Source organism: Vibrio sp. QJM3NY_15, from assembly GCF_057785995.1.
The window spans coordinates 2,495,609-2,513,615 of sequence record NZ_CM173517.1 but is presented as its reverse complement, the minus strand read 5'-3'; the positions used below and the strand labels follow the sequence as shown (position 1 = coordinate 2,513,615).

Below are 18,007 nucleotides of genomic sequence, written 5' to 3'. Positions count from 1 at the left end.
TTTTCGTTTCTGAACATGATGAGCTAATTGTTAGTCATTCTTTGATTTAACGAATTGAGACACAACAACAAAGCCGAAAGCAACCAAGTTACCCGCGAAGATAATCACTAGCCATTGAGGCATAGAAAGTTCTAAGAACTGCCACACAACCTTGCTGCAGTCTCCGTAAGCTTCAAACATCCACGGAACCCATTTGTTTAGTGGCGCCCAACTAGGGAAGGTCACGAATAAGTCACAGGTTGCAAAAGGAGACGGGTTGAACTGGTAATCGACGTGCTCTAAAGCCAGCGTCAAACCCTTGTACGCGCCAAATCCCCAACCAGCAAGGCCTAGCCAACGTGATATCGGGTTATTTGGTGCAATAGCACCAATCATTGCCGCGATACCGATAGCAAGCATGGCAACGCGCTCATAGATACACATCACGCAAGGGCCAAGCATCATTACGTGCTGGAAGAAAAGGGCACACGCTTCAAAAAATAGTATGAAAGCCAGCAGTAAAAGCCAAGATAAACGTCCCTTAGAGAAGTCTTTGAGCATTGCAAAAAAGTTCACGAATTTAATCCCGTCTATAAAATAAAAAAGCTCTGAATACTCAGAGCTTTTTATCTTGGATAAGTTTCCTAATCAACTAATATTTTTGATTAGTTAGATACACTTATTGTGTTTCGCAACACAAAATCAGATTAGTGACCACCAGAAACCACTGGAGCAATGACTTCACCAGTGCGCTGAATGATCCAACCTGCATCGTAGAACCAGGCTGTCATCGGTTCAACAAAGAACACGATACCAGCAAGGCCAACAAGAGCCAGTACGATAGTGTATGGCAAAGCCATGATAACCATGCGGCCGTAAGACAGTCGAATTAACGGGGCAAGTGCCGATGTTAATAAGAATAGGAATGCAGCTTGGCCGTTTGGCGTAGCAACAGAAGGTAGGTTAGTACCTGTGTTGATAGCAACAGCAAGTAGGTCAAATTGGTCACGAGTGATGATGCCTTCAACCAGTGCAGTTTTCACTTCGTTGATGTAAACCGTACCTACGAACACGTTATCTGAAACCATCGATAAGATACCGTTGGCTACGTAGAAGAGTGCGAGCTGTGCGCCTTTATCTTCAACGTGAAGTACGGCGTCGATCACTGGCTTAAATAGTCCCTGGTCGATGATTACAGCAACGACTGCGAAAAAGACAGCAAGAAGGGCAGTAAATGGTAGCGCTTCTTCAAAGGCTTTACCCATCGAGTGCTCTTCAATTACACCAGTAAATGCTGTTGCTAAGATGATAACTGAAAGGCCAATCAAACCGACTTCAGCGACGTGAAGCGCAAGGCCAACAATAAGCCAAACAGCGATTGCACTCTGAACCCATAGTTTTGCTACGTCTTGTTTTGTACGGTTTGCGCGTTCTTTGTTGTCAAATTCAACTAAGATTTGGCGAACGTTATTTGGCAGTTCTGCACCGTAGCCAAATACTTTGAATTTCTCGACAAGTGCACAAGTGATAATACCGCAGAAGAAAACAGGCAGCGTTACAGGCAGCATACGGATGATAAATTCACCGAACTCCCAACCTGCTTGTTTAGCAATTACCAAGTTTTGTGGTTCACCTACCATGGTCATTACACCACCCAGTGCTGTACCAACACCGGCGTGCATAAGCAATGAACGTAGGAAAGCACGGTAGTTTTCTAAGTCATCACGAGTTAGCTCAGAGATCTCTTCATCATGCGTATGATCGTGCGCAGACGTTGTACCTTTGCCTGATGCAACCTTGTGATAAATAGAGTAGAAGCCGACCGCAACGCTAATAACTACGGCGATTACTGTTAGTGCGTCTAGGAATGCTGATAAGAAAGCAGCAGCAACACAGAAAGCAACAGAGAGTAAGATTTTAGATTGGATGCCAAGCAAGATCTTCGTGAAAATGAACAAAAGCAGTTCTTTCATGAAATAAATGCCAGCAACCATGAATACGAGCAAGAGTAATACAGGAAGGTTTGCTTGCAGCTCGTGATAAACCATTTCTGGTTTGGTCATGCCAATGGCGACTGCTTGAATAGCTAATAGACCACCCGGTTGAAGAGGGTAGCATTTGAGAGCCATAGCTAGAGTGAAAATAAACTCAACCACCAACAGCCAGCCCGCAACAAATGGGTCAACTAGGAAAAAAACAAACGGGTTGATGATTAAAAAGGAAATGATGGCAAGTTTATACCAATCAGGAGCTTTACCAAGGAAGTTCTTGATAAAAGCGTTTCCGAGAGACATCGGCATGTTAATACTCTTTTATGTTGATTATGAATAGACAAGCAATACAACATTTTGAGAATCGAGCTATAAAATTGATTAAAAACTATAACTAACAGTGACTTAGAAAAACTACATTCCATGTAATGTTCTGTGGTCTTGCCAAGTCACTCCCTTAGAAACTCAAGCACTGCTTATTTTTGAGCGCAACTCTACTCTTAGATAACATTTAGTCAACAGGAAAAGCCCTGTAGCACTAAAAATACCTCTTTTTTGTTGAGAAACGCGATCAAAGTAGCGCAAGCATACCACTTAAAATGTGATAAAAACCGACTAGAATCAATATTTCAGCGAAATGATTGAAATCAACATAATAAAGACGGTTTATGTGTGATTATTACAACTTAATATTGCATTTTAATTACCTTGTAAATATGACCAATGCCATTGATTTTTAACAGTTTTTGTTGTGTTAATAAGTTGTTGTAATGGTGATTTATAGTCACTTGCTTTCCAAACTCTAAGTGTAAACGTGTGCTTAACTTTAGAGCTTTAGCTCTATTGTTATATTTGGGTGAGTAAAGTTTTTGGGGGTATTTCAGCTAGGTAAGACTAGTGGTATGATGAGTAAATTAGAACATAATAATTAAATTGGATTGAAGTGTAGATGGTCATTAAGGCGAAGAGCCCGGCAGGATTTGCAGAAAAGTATATCATTGAAAGTATTTGGAATGGCCGTTTCCCTCCAGGTTCTATCTTGCCCGCAGAGCGTGAGCTTTCTGAACTGATTGGTGTTACACGTACTACGCTTCGTGAAGTACTACAACGTCTTGCTCGTGATGGTTGGTTAACGATCCAACACGGTAAGCCAACAAAAGTTAACCAGTTTATGGAAACCTCAGGTCTTCATATTCTTGATACGTTAATGACGTTGGATGTTGATAACGCAAGTAAAATGGTAGAAGACTTGCTTGCTGCACGTACCAATATCAGTCCTATCTTTATGCGTTATGCATTCAAAGCAAATAAAGAAGCGTCTGAGCGTACGATTACTAACGTGATTGAATCTTGTGAAGCCTTACTTGCGGCACCGACATGGGATGAATTCCTAGAGTCTTCTCCGTATGCAGACAAGATCAAACAGTCAGTGAAAGAAGACGTAGAAAAAGATGAAGCGAAGCGTCAAACGATCTTAGTTGCTAAAACGTTTAACTTCTACGATTACATGCTTTTCCAACGTTTAGCATTCCATTCAGGTAACCAAATTTATGGTCTGATCTTCAACGGCGTTCGTAAATTGTACGACCGTGTTGGCAGCTACTACTTCTCTAATCCGGAAGCTCGTCGTTTAGCCATGGAATTCTACAAAGACTTGTTTGTTATTTGTGAAAGTGGTGAGCGTGAAAACCTGCCACTTGTGATTCGTAACTACGGTATCGCCAGCGCACAGATTTGGAACGAGATGAAAACAACGTTGCCAACAAACTTTACTGAAGATGACAGCTAAGTCTTTTCATCAAAGTACTGTTAAGTTTGCTTGTTAAGTAAACGACGTAAAGAAAACAAAAAAGCGGCGAGATAATCAAATTATCTCGCCGCTTTTTATTTATCGATAGTTGGTGAAAACTTATCAATAGGCAGTAACTTACCCTGCAAACTCTTCTGAGTCTGGGCGGTTAGTAAACTGAACACCATTTAAGTAATCACAAAGTAATTGGTCTTCACACACTTTGTAGTTCTTATTTTCTGGCTTGCGGAAGTAAGCACCGATCTCGTATTTACTCAAGCTCACACCAACAACTTCTAGTACATCAAGTACATCTTCAGCTTTCATGTTTAGTGCGATGCGCAGCTTCATGAAAATCATATTGTTCGTTAGTGCAACTTCAGGTTTTGGCTGCTCACCTTCTTTCTTGCCACGCTTCAGGTTGATGAAACCATTTAGGAATACCGCTAACTCTTTGTCTTTCATCGTTGCGCATGACTTGTCGTTATCTTCTTTCAGCCAGTTAATCACTTTATCGTGAGCAACGGTAACGTCAGCTTGTTCAATAGCTTTGATGATTTGTGCATTTTTAAGGTTTAGTGCGTGTTGAATACGACGCAAGATTTCATTGTTAGTCACAGGGTAGTCCTAAAAAGGTATCTGGGAGTGAATATGGCTCCAATCAAATATATTGGATTTGATAAAGCACATTTTACTCTACATAGCATAGTTGAGGGCGACTCTAACAGAGAACGCTTATTTTCCATAGATATAAAAAATCCCCATAACATGGCTGTTATGGGGATCTTTAAGTGGCTAAACCGGCATTACATTACGCGCATACCTGGTTGAGCACCTTCGTGTGGTTCAAGGATCCACAAGTCACTGCCACCAGGGCCAGCAGCTAGGATCATGCCTTCAGACATACCAAACTTCATCTTACGAGGTTTAAGGTTTGCTACCATTACCGTTAGCTTGCCTTCTAGCTCTTCAGGTTTGTACGCTGACTTGATACCAGAGAATACTTGGCGAGTCTCACCACCGATGTCCAATTGGAACTTCAGTAGTTTGTTCGCTTTTGGTACTTCTTCGCAAGAGATGATACGAGCAATACGCATATCGACTGCTGCAAAGGCATCGAACTCAATCTCATCTGCGATTGGCTCTTTGTCTAGTTCAGTTTGGCTTGCTTGCTCTTTTTCCGCTTCTGCTTTTTCTTTTGCAGCCGCTTCAGCGGCTGCATCTTCTTTAGAAGACTCGATCATTGCTTCTACTTTCTTCGGATCAATACGGCTAAACAACGCCTTGAACTTAGTGATTTCGTGATCAGTTAGCGGAGTAGCAATCGCTTCCCACGTTAGCTCTTCGTTTAAGAAAGCTTCAGTGCGAGCGGCTAGCTCTGGCATTACGGGTTTCAGGTAAGCCATGAGTACGCGGAATAGGTTAATACCTACAGAAGAAACTTCTTGAAGCTCTTTCTCTTTACCTTCTTCTTTTGCAAGAACCCAAGGTGCTTTTTCGTCTATGTATTGGTTAGCTTTGTCAGCGAGTGCCGTTACTTCACGAATAGCGCGGCTAAACTCACGAGTTTCGTACAGTTGACCGATACGCTCAGCCGCTGCTACGAATTCGTTGTAAAGCTCTGGTTCGGCAAATTCAGCAGAAAGCTTGCCTTCGAAACGCTTAGTGATGAAGCCTGCGTTACGAGAAGCCAAGTTAACAATCTTGTTTACTACGTCAGCGTTTACACGTTGAGTGAAGTCTTCAAGGTTAAGGTCTAAATCATCGATACGGCTGTTTAGTTTAGCAGCGTAGTAGTAACGTAGACACTCAGGATCTAGGTGGTTTAGGTACGTGCTTGCTTTGATGAATGTCCCTTTCGACTTAGACATCTTAGCGCCGTTCACGGTTACGTAGCCGTGTACGAATACGTTGTTTGGCTTGCGGAAACCAGAACCTTCTAGCATTGCAGGCCAGAATAGAGAGTGGAAGTAAACAATGTCTTTACCGATGAAGTGGTAAAGCTCAGTTGTGCTATCTTTCTTCCAGTATTCGTCGAAGTTTAGATCGTCACGCTTGTCACATAGGTTCTTGAAAGAAGCCATGTAGCCAACTGGCGCATCTAGCCACACGTAGAAGAACTTGTCTTTTTCGCCTGGGATTTCGAAGCCGAAGTAAGGCGCATCACGTGAGATATCCCACTGTTGCAGGCCAGACTCAAACCACTCCTGCATTTTGTTTGCAGTTTCATTCTGTAGAGAGCCAGAACGAGTCCACTCTTTAAGCATGCTTTCGAACTGAGGTAGGTCGAAGAAGAAGTGCTCAGAATCTTTCATTACTGGAGTTGCGCCAGAAACCGCTGATTTAGGGTTAATTAGCTCAGTTGGGCTGTATGTCTCACCACAGTTATCACAGTTATCACCATACTGGTCTTCTGACTTACACTTAGGGCAAGTACCTTTTACGAAGCGGTCTGGTAGGAACATCTCTTTCTCAGGATCGAAAAGCTGAGAAATAGTACGGCTAGAAATGAAGCCGTTCTTTTTAAGTTCTAGATAGATGTGAGAAGCCAGTTCACGGTTCTCTTCACTATGTGTGCTGTGGTAGTTATCAAAGCTGATATCAAAGCCAGCGAAGTCTTTTTGATGCTCTTCACTAACAGCAGCGATCATCTCTTCTGGTGTGATACCCATCTGTTGAGCTTTAAGCATAATTGGCGTGCCGTGAGCATCGTCAGCACAGATGAAGTTTACAGTGTTGCCACGTAGACGCTGGTATCGAACCCAGATATCAGCTTGGATATGCTCAAGCATATGGCCAAGGTGAATAGAGCCGTTAGCGTACGGAAGCGCACAAGTTACCAAAAGTTGTCTTGGATCAGTTGCCATACTTAATAATTCGCTTTTTTGATAGGTATAAATTTTGAGAGGTAATACTACTTTATAACGTGTGATACGCCAAGGTATCAGACAAAGGATTCCCCTAGTTTTTTAGGGGTTCAGTCTTCATCTCGTGGGTGATAGCATAAATAAAAAAAGGAGCCCCAATGCGTAACTTTACTTCTAAGCAAGATTTCTGTTCATGGTTGAATGAGTTCGAGTCACCAATCCTCATACCAGAGTGGGCGCTACACCAAAATATTGTATCGGTTGATCCGCGTGGATCATTTGTTATTACCTTGCCTTTTGCTGCCAATCAGCTCGCGGTTGAACTGGAACAATGGATCAACTCTCAGATTGAGCAAAAGCTTGTGAGTGCTTTCCAATTTGAAGTGAAGGTGAAGCCATCTGCGTTAGAAACAACCGTCGCGACACCTTTGAAGGGCGTTAAGAACATTATCGCCGTGACGTCGGCAAAGGGTGGGGTGGGTAAATCCACAACTTCAGTAAACCTGGCGCTTGCGTTATCTAAGTCAGGTTCAAAAGTAGGCTTGTTGGATGCGGATATCTATGGTCCGTCTGTGCCTATGATGCTTGGTCAACTAGACGCAAAACCAGAAGTACAGAATAACAAATGGATGATGCCAATCGAAGCTCATGGCATTTTTACTCATTCTATCGGTTATCTTGTATCAAAAGATGATGCGGCAATCTGGCGTGGTCCAATGGCGGCTAAAGCATTAGGTCAGCTCGTGAATGAAACCGTATGGCCAGAACTGGATTACCTTGTTATCGACATGCCACCGGGTACGGGTGATATTCAGCTAACGCTTTCACAGCAGATCCCAGTAACGGGCGCGGTAGTCGTGACGACACCTCAAGATTTGGCTTTAGCCGATGCACGTAAAGGCGTGGCGATGTTCGATAAAGTGAGCGTGCCAGTTGCAGGCTTAGTGGAAAACATGAGTTACCATATCTGTAGTCACTGTGGCGAGAAAGAGCATATCTTCGGAGCTGGTGGCGCGGAAGCTATGTCGGAAGAGTTCTTCCTTGATATTTTGGCGCAGATTCCACTGCATATTGATGTACGAGAAGACATCGATGCGGGCTGCCCAACCGTTATACGTCGTCCGGACAGCGAACACACTCGTCACTACCTTGAATTAGCTGAAAATGTGGCTGCGAAAATGTTCTGGACGGGAAAAGCAAGACCGGAAGCGATTAACTTTTCTATGGTTGATTAGAGTAGATCAGCCTTAAAGCCGTATAAATTATATTTGGGTGAGATAAATAGCTTTTGGATTTGGCTGGATAGTCATTGGGTTTGTGCAAATAGTTGTACGCTAGTGATTCGAAAGCAAACGATTATATTCATTTAATGTATAGATAACATCAATTTGACTGTAATTAGCAAGAATGGCGACTAGAATCTATATTGTTTAGCCCCTATAATCAGGCGGTTTATCTCTTCCCACCACCAAACCATATCGGGTGCAAAATTAATGTCTGATAATAATCAATGTGTCATCGTAGGTATCGCTGGCGCTTCAGCATCAGGAAAAAGTCTGATTGCTAGTACAATTTATAATGAGTTGCGCGAGAAAGTAGGCGACCATCAAATTGGTGTTATCACGGAAGATTGCTACTACAGCGACCAAAGCCACTTGAGTATGGAAGAGCGTGTTAAAACTAACTACGATCACCCAAATGCACTGGATCATGATCTATTATGTGAACACCTACAGCAGCTAATGAGTGGCAATGCGGTAGAAGTTCCTGAATACAGCTATACAGAGCACACACGTACTTCTGAAACGACTACACTTACACCTAAGAAAGTGATCATTTTAGAAGGTATTCTGCTTCTAACAGACCCGCGTCTTCGTAAACTAATGCACGCAAGCGTGTTTATGGATACACCGTTAGACATCTGTCTACTACGCCGTGTTAAGCGTGATGTAGAAGAGCGTGGTCGTACAATGGACACGGTACTTAAGCAATATCAAGAAACAGTACGTCCAATGTTCATGCAGTTTATCGAGCCTTCAAAACAACATGCAGACATCATCGTTCCTCGTGGTGGTAAAAACCGTATTGCGATTGACGTGCTAAAAGCGCACATTGCGAAGTTGTTGAAGTCTTAATCGAATAAAATTTTGCCTAAGTGACTCACTTAGCTTTATTTTTTACCGAATCAGTGGCACTTTTATAGTGCCACTTTCTTTTGGAATCTAAGCAAGGAATATGCGGATGAAGAAACTACTCATTTTCATAGCTGTACCAGTGTTTGTTGTCGTTGCAGCAATTCTGGCACTAGTGCTGTTAGTGAACCCTAACCAATTTAAGCCATTAATTGTCGAACAAGCCCAAAAACACACAGGCCTAGAGCTCGTGATCGAGGGCGATATCAGCTGGCAATTCTTCCCATCTATTGGCTTTGAACTTGGTCAAACTGAATTACGTAACCCTGAAGGATTCACCCAACCAAACCTGTTTAAGGTTGATACCGTTGGTGTTGATGTTTCGGTTACTCCGCTATTTAGCAACCAACTAGAGATTGGCAACATCACTCTAGACGGTGCAGAATTCTATTTAGAAACGCTTAAAGATGGTCGCAAGAACATTGATGCACTAACACAAGCGTCAGCGTCTCAAGAGTCTGAACCTGCTGCAGATGCAAATGCTGAATCTGCACCTGCATCTCAAGAACAAAGCGCAACTGAAGCATCTGGTTGGACGATCAACCTTGCAGGCGTAACTGTTTCAAATGCATTGTTTGAGATGGACGACAAGCAAGCGGGTTCATTCACTAAGCTATACGATGTGTCTTTGAATCTTTCTGAGTTTGCTGTTGATACATGGACAACTGCGACGTTTGCCGCTTCTGGTGAAAACAACCAACAGAAGTTCTCTGCAAACGGCAGTGCTGAATTCAAATTAGCGGAAGGCTTCGCAAGCTACGCGTTACGAAATATTGACCTTAATGCGAAGTTCAGTGATCCAGCAACGTCGATCGAGTCAGCGAAAATTGGCTTGAATACGTTTGAGTTCGATAAGGTTAACCAACTGACTTACGCTGTGATTGGTAAAGCTGCTGGTCTTGACCTTGACCTTAAAGGTGGTGGTGAGCTAACAGTCGATAGCGCGATTTCAAAAGTAACATTGAACAAGCTAACGTTAGACTCAACATTCAAAGGCGACACGCTTCCTCAATCACCAATGAAAGTGGATATGTTGTCTGACCTAAGCTTTGATCTAACTAAGAGCCACTTGAGCTTTGTGTTAGAGAAGCTGCAAGCTAACTCTATCGCGTTAGATGGTAAAGCCGACGTAACGTTATCTGAAATACCAAAGGTTCGTTTTTCTCTTCATAGCCCGAACATCGATTTAGATGAGTTCTTAGGTTTAGGTAACGCAACAGAAACGGCAAGCACGGCTCCTTCTGGTTCAGCTGGTGGCTCAACTTCAAGTGCTGATAGCTCGGCTCCAGCGAAAGAAGTAGAACCGGATCTTTCGGCATTGAAAACGCTCGACGTGAAAGGTGACATCACGATTGATAAGTTCAAGGCGAGCAATGCGAAAATGCAGAACGTTAAAGCAGCATTCTCGGTAAACCGTGGTATCGCAGAGCTAACCTCATTCACATCGAATCTTTACCAAGGTTCTATTTCTGCTACTGCGAAGTTAGACGCTCGTAAAACTCCGGCGACTTACACGGCTAAGAAGAAAATCAAAGGCGTGAAGGTTCAACCACTGCTGGTTGATGTTGCAAACAACGACATGCTTGAAGGTACCGGTAATATCGATGTTAACGTTAAGGGTAAGAGCCTGACGCCAACTGGAATTAAGAAGAACCTAGTTGGAACCATAGCGATTAACTTCGAAGATGGCGCGGTGAACGGTATCAACGTTGCTCAATTGATTCGAGAAAACTACGCTAAGATCAAAGGCGAAAAAGTCGAAAGCAAAGATGAGGCTCAAAAGACTGACTTCAGCGCAATGAAAGCGACACTGAAAGTTGATAAGGGTTGGGTTTCAACTAACGACTTATCGGCACAGTCGCCACTGCTACGTGTTACTGGCCAAGGCAAAGCAAACTTCATTAATGAAACCGTCGACTTCTTAGTAAGAACGTCAATTGTTGGTTCATTAGAAGGTCAGGGTGGTAAGAACATCGATGATCTGAAAGATGTGACGATACCTATTAAGGTGACAGGCCAGTGGGCTGATCCGAAATTTGCGCTTGTTTTTGATGATGTGCTGAAACAAAAAGCACAGAAAGAGATCGACCGTGGCGTGAATAAGCTAACGGACAAGATCAAAGACGAGAAGACTAAAGAAGCGGTTGATGGTTTGTTGAAAGGTTTCTTTAACTAATCTTTACCTGACTCGCTTATAAAAGAAGCGCCATTCCTACTGTAGGAATGGCGCTTTTGTTTGGGAGCTGATTATTATCCGGGCTTAGTAAGCAAAGATATTCCCTATGAGACTCGTTCCTCGTTCTAGGGAATGACGATCGGTGCTCGTCCTTTATTTAGGGGAGTAACACTGAAGAGTCGTCATCCTCGAGAGGGAAGAATGACCGAGTCGGGGATCTCTAGTTGAACGTGATTACCAGTCGACACCTTGCAGTGCTTTAACACCGGATTCGAAAGCGTGCTTCACGTTACGAACTTCAGATACTGTGTCCGCCATTTCTGTCAGAGTGCGGTGCGCACCACGACCGGTAATGATCACAGATTGCATTTTCGGGCGGTTGTTGAGAGCCTCTACCACCTCATCTAGCTCGATGTAGCCGTAACTCACCATATAAGTCAGCTCATCAAACAAAATCACGTCAATGGACTCATCAGCCAGCATACGCTGACATTCTTTCCAGATACGTTGTGCGGCTTCAATATCTTTTGTTTTGTCTTGGGTTTCCCATGTAAAGCCAGTTCCCATGACTTGGAATTCAACATCCAGTTTTTGGAGAACGTTTTTTTCGCCGTTATCCCAAGTTCCTTTCACAAACTGAGCGACCGCACATTTCTTACCATGACCAACGGCACGAGTGATGGTGCCAAATCCAGATGTTGATTTACCTTTACCGTTACCAGTGATAACCAATAACAGGCCTTTCACTTCTTGCGCGGCTGCGACACGTGCATCGACTTGTTCTTTTACTTTCTGTTGCCTTGCTTTATGGCGTTGCTCTTTGTTGTCTTCAGTCGACATAACAAATCCTTTTAAGTTGTGATTGCACCTATCATAGCCTAACTTAACCATAGCAAAAACCATCGGAAGAACAGGTGATTACGAATGAAGAAGATACTCGTTGTTTGCATGGGTAATATTTGTCGCTCGCCAACAGGTGAAGCGGTATTAAGGAAGAAGGCTAATCAGCTAGAAGTGGATGTTGTTATAGATTCTGCAGGGACGATTGGTTTCCATCAAGGCAACCCACCAGACTCTCGTTCAAAGTCAGCAGGTGAGAAACGTGGTTACAGTTTCAAAGGCATTACGTCACGCAAAGTCGTGATGAATGACTTTGAAGAGTTTGACCTAATACTCGCGGCTGATAAGGCAAATTTGGATGATTTAATGAGCCAGTGTCCGGCTCACCTCCAATACAAGCTTGCGCTATTCCTGAGCTTTGGAGAGTCACAATATCAAGAGATACCGGATCCTTATTATGGCGAAGGGAATGGTTTTGAGTTGGTATTGGACTTAATTGAAGAGTCTAGTGAAGCGATATTGCGATCTATTTAATGCCGAATCTATGTTCTGTGTTTCCGCAATAGATATAAACGACAGGTATAAAAAAGGCCGACATTCAATGTCGGCCTTTCCAAATCTAACGGTAAGCGATGGCTAAAATTACTTAGACATTACTTTGTAGATTGGGTCTTCTGCAACGTTCGCTTCAACTAAGCTACCCGCTTTATGTAGCATAGCAACACAGTCTTGGCTTAGGTGACGAAGGTGAAGTGTTTTACCCAGAGCAGCGTAACGATCGGCAATCGTGTCGATTGCTTCAATTGCTGAGTGGTCAGTAACGCGTGAGTTTGCAAAATCAACGATAACATCTTGTGGATCGTTGTATGAGTCAAACAACTCAAGGAAGTTAGCGGTTGAACCAAAGAAGATTGGACCGTTAACTTTGTACTCTTTTGAGCCTTCAGCGTTTACTGATGTGTCTGCGTAGATGTGCTTAGCATGTTGCCATGCAAACATTAGTGCAGAAGCTACAACACCCACACCAACTGCTACCGCAAGGTCTGTTAGTACTGTAACTACAGTTACAAGAACGATAACGAAGAAGTCTTGCTTAGGAACGCGACGAGCCAGTTTGAAGGTTGCCCATTCAAACGTACCGATAACAACCATAAACATAACACCCACTAGCGCAGCTAGAGGAATCATTTCGATAAGCGCAGAGCCGAACAGGATGAACATCAGTAGTGCAACTGCAGCTACGATACCTGAAAGACGACCACGACCACCTGAGTTTACGTTGATCATCGATTGACCGATCATCGCACAACCACCCATCGCGCCAAATACTGAACACGTTACGTTAGCCATACCTTGCCCCACACATTCACGGTTAGATTGACCACGAGTGTTTGTCATTTCGTCTAGTACCGTTAGTGTCAGTAGAGATTCAATCAAACCGATAGCCGCAAGGATAATTGCGTATGGCAGAATGATTTGTAGCGTCTCGAAAGAAACCGGAACAGCCGGAATAGAGAACGTTGGTAGAGAGCCTGCAAGTGTCGCTGCTTCATCACCAGACATAGTGCGTAGGAAATCAACAACAGTACGAGTTTCAAGATCAAGGCCTACAACCAAAGCCGTTACCGTAACAATAGCAACCAGAGAAGATGGTACTGCTGTTGTTAGTTTAGGCAGGAAGTGGATGATACCCATTGTTAGTGCAACTAGGCCTAACATCAGTGTCATTTGACCGCTTGGTAGCCAAGTTAGTGCACCGGTTACGTCTGGTGCTTTAAATTGTCCAAGTTGTGCTAAGAAGATAACAATCGCTAAGCCGTTCACGAAACCAATCATTACTGGGTGCGGAACGATACGGATAAATTTACCTAGCTTGAATACACCCGCTGCAATTTGCAGAAGGCCAGCCAGCATAACTGCCGCAAAGAGGTATTGAACGCCGTGGGTTGCTACTAGGCTCACCATTACTACAGCCATTGCGCCAGTTGCACCAGAAATCATACCTGGACGACCGCCGAAGACAGAAGTGATTAAACCTACGATGAATGCTGCGTAAAGACCAACCATTGGGTCAACGCCTGCAACAAAGGCGAATGCTACGGCTTCAGGTACCAGAGCTAAGGCTACTGTAAGACCTGAAAGCACATCATTTTTTACAGAGTGCTTTGAAAATTGTGGGAATTCGAACATGTTTGCTCAGCTATGCTTAAAATGGGTTTACCGACACGAGTGTATTGCGTAGCCAAACAGTGATGAAAAAGAGCGGCAATAGCTAAGTGTCGAAAATATAAGTGCGCGAATGCTACCCAAAAATGTGATTAAGTTCAAGGTTGAACCCCATTTTGAGTAATATATCTATAATAACTAATCGGAACTGTGGATATAAAAAAAGGGCGACTTATGAATAAGTCGCCCTTAGATAGTTCTCTGCAGATTACTCCGCGAAGCTCATTAGTATTGAGGTTTAGTCATGCCAGCGCCGGCTTTATTTGACGCTGCTTGGCTACCTGCACCTTTCGATACAAAACGCTCAGTACGGAATGGAGCAGTAACAACTTGAATCTCTTTGATCTCTTGAGGACCAGGAGCTTTAGTCATTGGAGAGCCAGCTTGTTTCTTCGCTTCTACTGCCTTCGGTGCTGCTTTAGGAGCTTGTGCTTTTACCACAGGAGCTTCTTCTACTTTCGCACTTTCAGCTTTAGGCGCTTCAACCGCTTTTACTGGTTCAACAACGGCTTCAGTTTCAACAATTGTTTCTGCTACAACCTCTTCAGCTTTAACTGTCTCAACAGGAGCTTCGACTACTGGTGTTGTAACTACCGGAGCTTCTTCAACTAATGCAGGAGCTTCAGTTACCTGAGCTTCAACGACAGTTTCAGCTTCTTCACGGCGGATAATGACTTTACCCATCGCAAGTTCAGGACATGCAAAGCCGCCTGCCATAGCTGTGTTACTTTGCGGTGCCGTCTCTTGAGCTACGTTTTGCTCTTGTACAACAACTTGAGTTTCAACTGCTACTTCAACTTCAGCCACTTCAGGTTTTGTCTGATTATGGTGAGGTTTTGGAATGAAGCGAGGCATCACTTTACCCATAGCCATCTCTGGAGAAGCTACACCACCTTTACGTAGACGGAATGGGTTAGGGCGACGATCACGACCGCGACGACGACGTTGGCCACTTGCACGTAGGTGACGTGGCGAACGGCGGTTACGACGTTGCTTCGGCTCTTCCTGTTCAGTTTGCTCTGATTCTACTTGAGTTGCTTCAACTTGCTCAGCAACCTTCTGTTCTTGAGCTACAGCTTGTTCGTGATTTGCTGCTTGTGCCTTTTGCTCTTTTGAAGCGTTATCGGCATTGTTGTCAGCTTCTGCTTGAGCTAGTTGGTCTTTAACACGAACTTGCTTATTCAGTTTACGACGCTGGCGACGCTCTTTAATCTTCACAGCTTTTGCTTCAGGCTTCGCCTTCGGCGCTTCAGGTTTATCAGCTTGCGCTTCTGCTGCTAGCTGTAGACCTTCTTCTGCTAATTTAGACGGAGCTTGTTCTTCACGTAGCTTCTGCTCTTCACGTGGCTTATTGCGACGATCTTGCTTAGGCTTACGTGGTTGACGAGTTTGCTGTGGAGCTGCTTCTTTTTGCTCTTCAGGCTTCTCATCACGTACAGGCTTACGACGGCGTTTGTTGTCACGGTTTTCGTTACGATTGTCACCACGATCGCTGCGCTCATTACGTTCACCGCGCTCACCACGTTGGTTGCGACGACGGTTGTCGTTACGATCACGGCGTTGACGGTTGCCGTTGTTGCGGTTGTTCTTAGGCTTCTCTTCTTGCTTCTCTTCTTCTTTCTTCTCTTCTTGAGTTGAAGATCCAAATAAGAAGCTACCGATAGCTTTGAAGAAACGACCAATTAGACCTGGTTCTTGCGTTGCAGCAGCTGGTTCAACTTTCTTCTCTTCAACAGCTTTAGGGGCTGGAGCAGGAGTCGGTGCTGATTGAGCTGGAGCCGCAAAACCTTTCAGAGCGGGCTCTTCGATCTTCTTAGGACGAATAGTCTGTTCTGCTGGTTCTTTGCTTTCCGCTTCTTTTAGAGCTTCTAGCTTGTTAGGCAGTAGGTAAGACAGTAGATCGAACTCTTCACCTTCACGTACACGGATAACCTCAAAATGTGGCGTTTCCATGTCAGAGTTAGGAACAACAGTGATCTTAACTTCTTGGTTCTTCTCGATGTGGTTTACTGAGCGACGTTTCTCGTTCAATAGGTAAGAAGCGATAGGAACAGGGACTACAGCAAGAACTTGCGCAGTGTTGTCTTTTAGAGCTTCTTCTTCGATCAGACGTAGAACAGATAGTGCTAGAGATTCGTTATCACGAACAACACCAGTACCTGTACAACGAGGACAAATGTGGTGGCTTGCTTCTGCTAGTGATGGGCTCAAACGTTGACGAGACATCTCTAGAAGACCAAAGCGAGAAATACGACCAATCTGAACACGTGCGCGATCTAAACGAACAGCATCACGTAGACGGCTTTCTACTTCGCGTTGGTGGCGAACCGGAGTCATATCGATAAAGTCGATAACAACAAGACCACCTAGGTCACGTAGACGTAATTGACGTGCAATTTCATCGGCTGCTTCTAGGTTAGTGTTAAGTGCTGTTTCTTCGATATCGCCGCCCTTTGTTGCACGAGCAGAGTTGATATCGATAGAAGTCAGAGCTTCTGTTGGGTCGATCACGATAGAACCACCAGATGGAAGACGAACTTCACGTTGGAAAGCAGATTCGATCTGGCTTTCAATCTGGTAATGGCTGAATAGTGGCACTTCACCATCGTACTTCTTAACGCGATTCATGAAATCTGGGCGTATTAATTGAATGTGCGCTTGTGCACGTTCAAAAATAGTATTGCTGTCGATTAGAATCTCGCCAATATCACGACGTAGATAGTCACGAATCGCGCGAACGATAACGTTACTTTCTTGGTGAATAAGGAAAGGAGCTGCATTTGAATCAGAAGCTTGCTTGATAGCGCCCCAGTGATTCAATAGAACGTTCAAGTCCCACTCTAGCTCTTCTGCACTTTTGCCAACACCAGCTGTACGCACGATTAAGCCCATGCCTTGAGGTAGCTCAAGAGTGCTTAATGCTGCTTTCAGTTGAGTGCGTTCATCACCTTCGATACGACGAGAAATACCGCCAGCACGAGGGTTATTAGGCATAAGAACTAAGTAACTACCCGCCAAAGAGATGAAAGTTGTCAGTGCAGCGCCTTTGCTACCACGTTCTTCTTTCTCAACTTGTACGATTACTTCTTGTCCTTCTCTTAGCACTTCTTTAATGCTAGGACGGCCTTGGTATGTATAACCTTCAGGGAAGTATTCGCGGGCAATTTCTTTAAGAGGGAGGAAACCGTGACGTTCTGCGCCGTAATCAACAAATGCCGCTTCTAGGCTTGGTTCAATACGGGTAATACGTCCTTTGTAGATATTCGCTTTCTTTGACTCGTGACCTGGACTTTCGATATCTAGATCGAACAGTCGCTGGCCATCAACCAAAGCGACACGCAACTCTTCTTTTTGAGTTGCGTTAATTAACATTCTTTTCATTTAGAAATTCTCATTGTCTTTTCTTATTTTCATCATTGTTCTTATCGCTTTATTCGTTTCTCATGGTGCCAGATCCCATGGCTTTATCGGTGCAGCCTCCCGGCTGGAGAGGGATGCTCTGGGGCACGTCAGTCATCATAGGGAGTTAGCCTATGATCCGCGATGTGGCGGTGAATACTCAACATGAGCGTACGTGAGTAGAGCGATAAGGAACTCAGTTGACCGTGTCTTACGCCGATTGCAGCACTGTCTAATCTGAGTTATCTACTCATTTACTTGCTTATGAATGGTTAGCTGTTTAAATAATAGTCAAACCACTGATAGCAGCTGTGAACTATAGCAGCGGTCGGTAAACACAGCAATCTGCTTTGTCGGAATGCGGTAAAAAAAACAGTTTTTGTTTGGGTTTTGATAGCTCTAACTCACTGTCTATAAATAATTTATCAATTGATATTTTAATTTGCAGGAATCTTGATGCTTTTTTGTTCGAAGAATCAAAGAAATATAGGACTTCAGTCGCTATTTAGGGAGGATTCCGTGAGGATTAAGGATAAATTAGTACGGAA

Annotated in this window: 12 protein-coding genes; 5 read left to right on the top strand and 7 right to left on the bottom strand. The window is 43.8% G+C overall.

The window, feature by feature from the left end; translation table 11 throughout:
• Positions 1-30 precede the first annotated feature (30 nt).
• Both dsbB and nhaB read right to left on the bottom strand, forming a co-directional pair.
• A complete protein-coding gene (gene dsbB / locus AC3CKG_RS11150; RefSeq protein ID WP_102308687.1) occupies positions 31-555 on the bottom strand; it encodes a disulfide bond formation protein DsbB in 525 nt (174 codons plus the stop codon).
• Between the two features lie 131 nt (positions 556-686).
• Positions 687-2,279: a Na(+)/H(+) antiporter NhaB gene (gene nhaB / locus AC3CKG_RS11145; protein ID WP_017107301.1), complete on the bottom strand. Its 1,593-nt coding sequence runs from the start codon at positions 2,277-2,279 to the stop codon at positions 687-689.
• A gap of 640 nt (positions 2,280-2,919) precedes the next feature.
• On the opposite strand from nhaB, the gene fadR reads away from it, so the two are divergent.
• On the top strand, positions 2,920-3,759 hold the full coding sequence (fadR, locus tag AC3CKG_RS11140; RefSeq protein WP_017111098.1) for a fatty acid metabolism transcriptional regulator FadR: 840 nt from the start codon (positions 2,920-2,922) through the stop codon (positions 3,757-3,759).
• 138 nt (positions 3,760-3,897) lie between these two features.
• Here the strand turns inward: fadR and AC3CKG_RS11135 are convergent, their stop codons facing one another.
• Positions 3,898-4,377: a YehS family protein gene (locus tag AC3CKG_RS11135; protein WP_017107299.1), complete on the bottom strand. Its 480-nt coding sequence runs from the start codon at positions 4,375-4,377 to the stop codon at positions 3,898-3,900.
• A gap of 188 nt (positions 4,378-4,565) precedes the next feature.
• Positions 4,566-6,626: a methionine--tRNA ligase gene (metG, locus tag AC3CKG_RS11130; RefSeq protein WP_017111097.1), complete on the bottom strand. Its 2,061-nt coding sequence runs from the start codon at positions 6,624-6,626 to the stop codon at positions 4,566-4,568.
• A gap of 158 nt (positions 6,627-6,784) precedes the next feature.
• Between metG and apbC the strand changes: the two genes are divergently transcribed.
• The 3 genes from apbC (at position 6,785) to AC3CKG_RS11115 (ending at position 10,994) form a co-directional block, all read left to right on the top strand.
• A complete protein-coding gene (gene apbC / locus AC3CKG_RS11125) occupies positions 6,785-7,861 on the top strand; it encodes an iron-sulfur cluster carrier protein ApbC (protein WP_099165360.1) in 1,077 nt (358 codons plus the stop codon).
• Positions 7,862-8,119: 258 nt separating this feature from the next.
• The gene (udk, locus tag AC3CKG_RS11120; RefSeq protein WP_004734002.1) at positions 8,120-8,761 is read left to right on the top strand and encodes a uridine kinase; all 642 of its coding nucleotides are present in this window, start codon (positions 8,120-8,122) and stop codon (positions 8,759-8,761) included.
• 106 nt (positions 8,762-8,867) lie between these two features.
• A complete protein-coding gene (locus AC3CKG_RS11115) occupies positions 8,868-10,994 on the top strand; it encodes an AsmA family protein (RefSeq protein ID WP_488528360.1) in 2,127 nt (708 codons plus the stop codon).
• Positions 10,995-11,228: 234 nt separating this feature from the next.
• Here the strand turns inward: AC3CKG_RS11115 and cobO are convergent, their stop codons facing one another.
• Positions 11,229-11,834: a cob(I)yrinic acid a,c-diamide adenosyltransferase gene (gene cobO / locus AC3CKG_RS11110; protein ID WP_029224603.1), complete on the bottom strand. Its 606-nt coding sequence runs from the start codon at positions 11,832-11,834 to the stop codon at positions 11,229-11,231.
• Between the two features lie 84 nt (positions 11,835-11,918).
• On the opposite strand from cobO, the gene AC3CKG_RS11105 reads away from it, so the two are divergent.
• Positions 11,919-12,368, top strand: a complete 450-nt coding sequence (locus tag AC3CKG_RS11105) for a low molecular weight protein-tyrosine-phosphatase (protein WP_017111093.1) — start codon at positions 11,919-11,921, stop codon at positions 12,366-12,368.
• Between the two features lie 108 nt (positions 12,369-12,476).
• Here AC3CKG_RS11105 and AC3CKG_RS11100 read toward each other — a convergent pair whose 3' ends face one another.
• Positions 12,477-14,024 (bottom strand): SulP family inorganic anion transporter, encoded by a 1,548-nt coding sequence (locus AC3CKG_RS11100; RefSeq protein ID WP_017107291.1) that lies wholly within the window; start codon positions 14,022-14,024, stop codon positions 12,477-12,479.
• A gap of 261 nt (positions 14,025-14,285) precedes the next feature.
• Positions 14,286-17,441: a ribonuclease E gene (rne, locus tag AC3CKG_RS11095; protein ID WP_488528359.1), complete on the bottom strand. Its 3,156-nt coding sequence runs from the start codon at positions 17,439-17,441 to the stop codon at positions 14,286-14,288.
• Positions 17,442-18,007 lie beyond the last annotated feature (566 nt).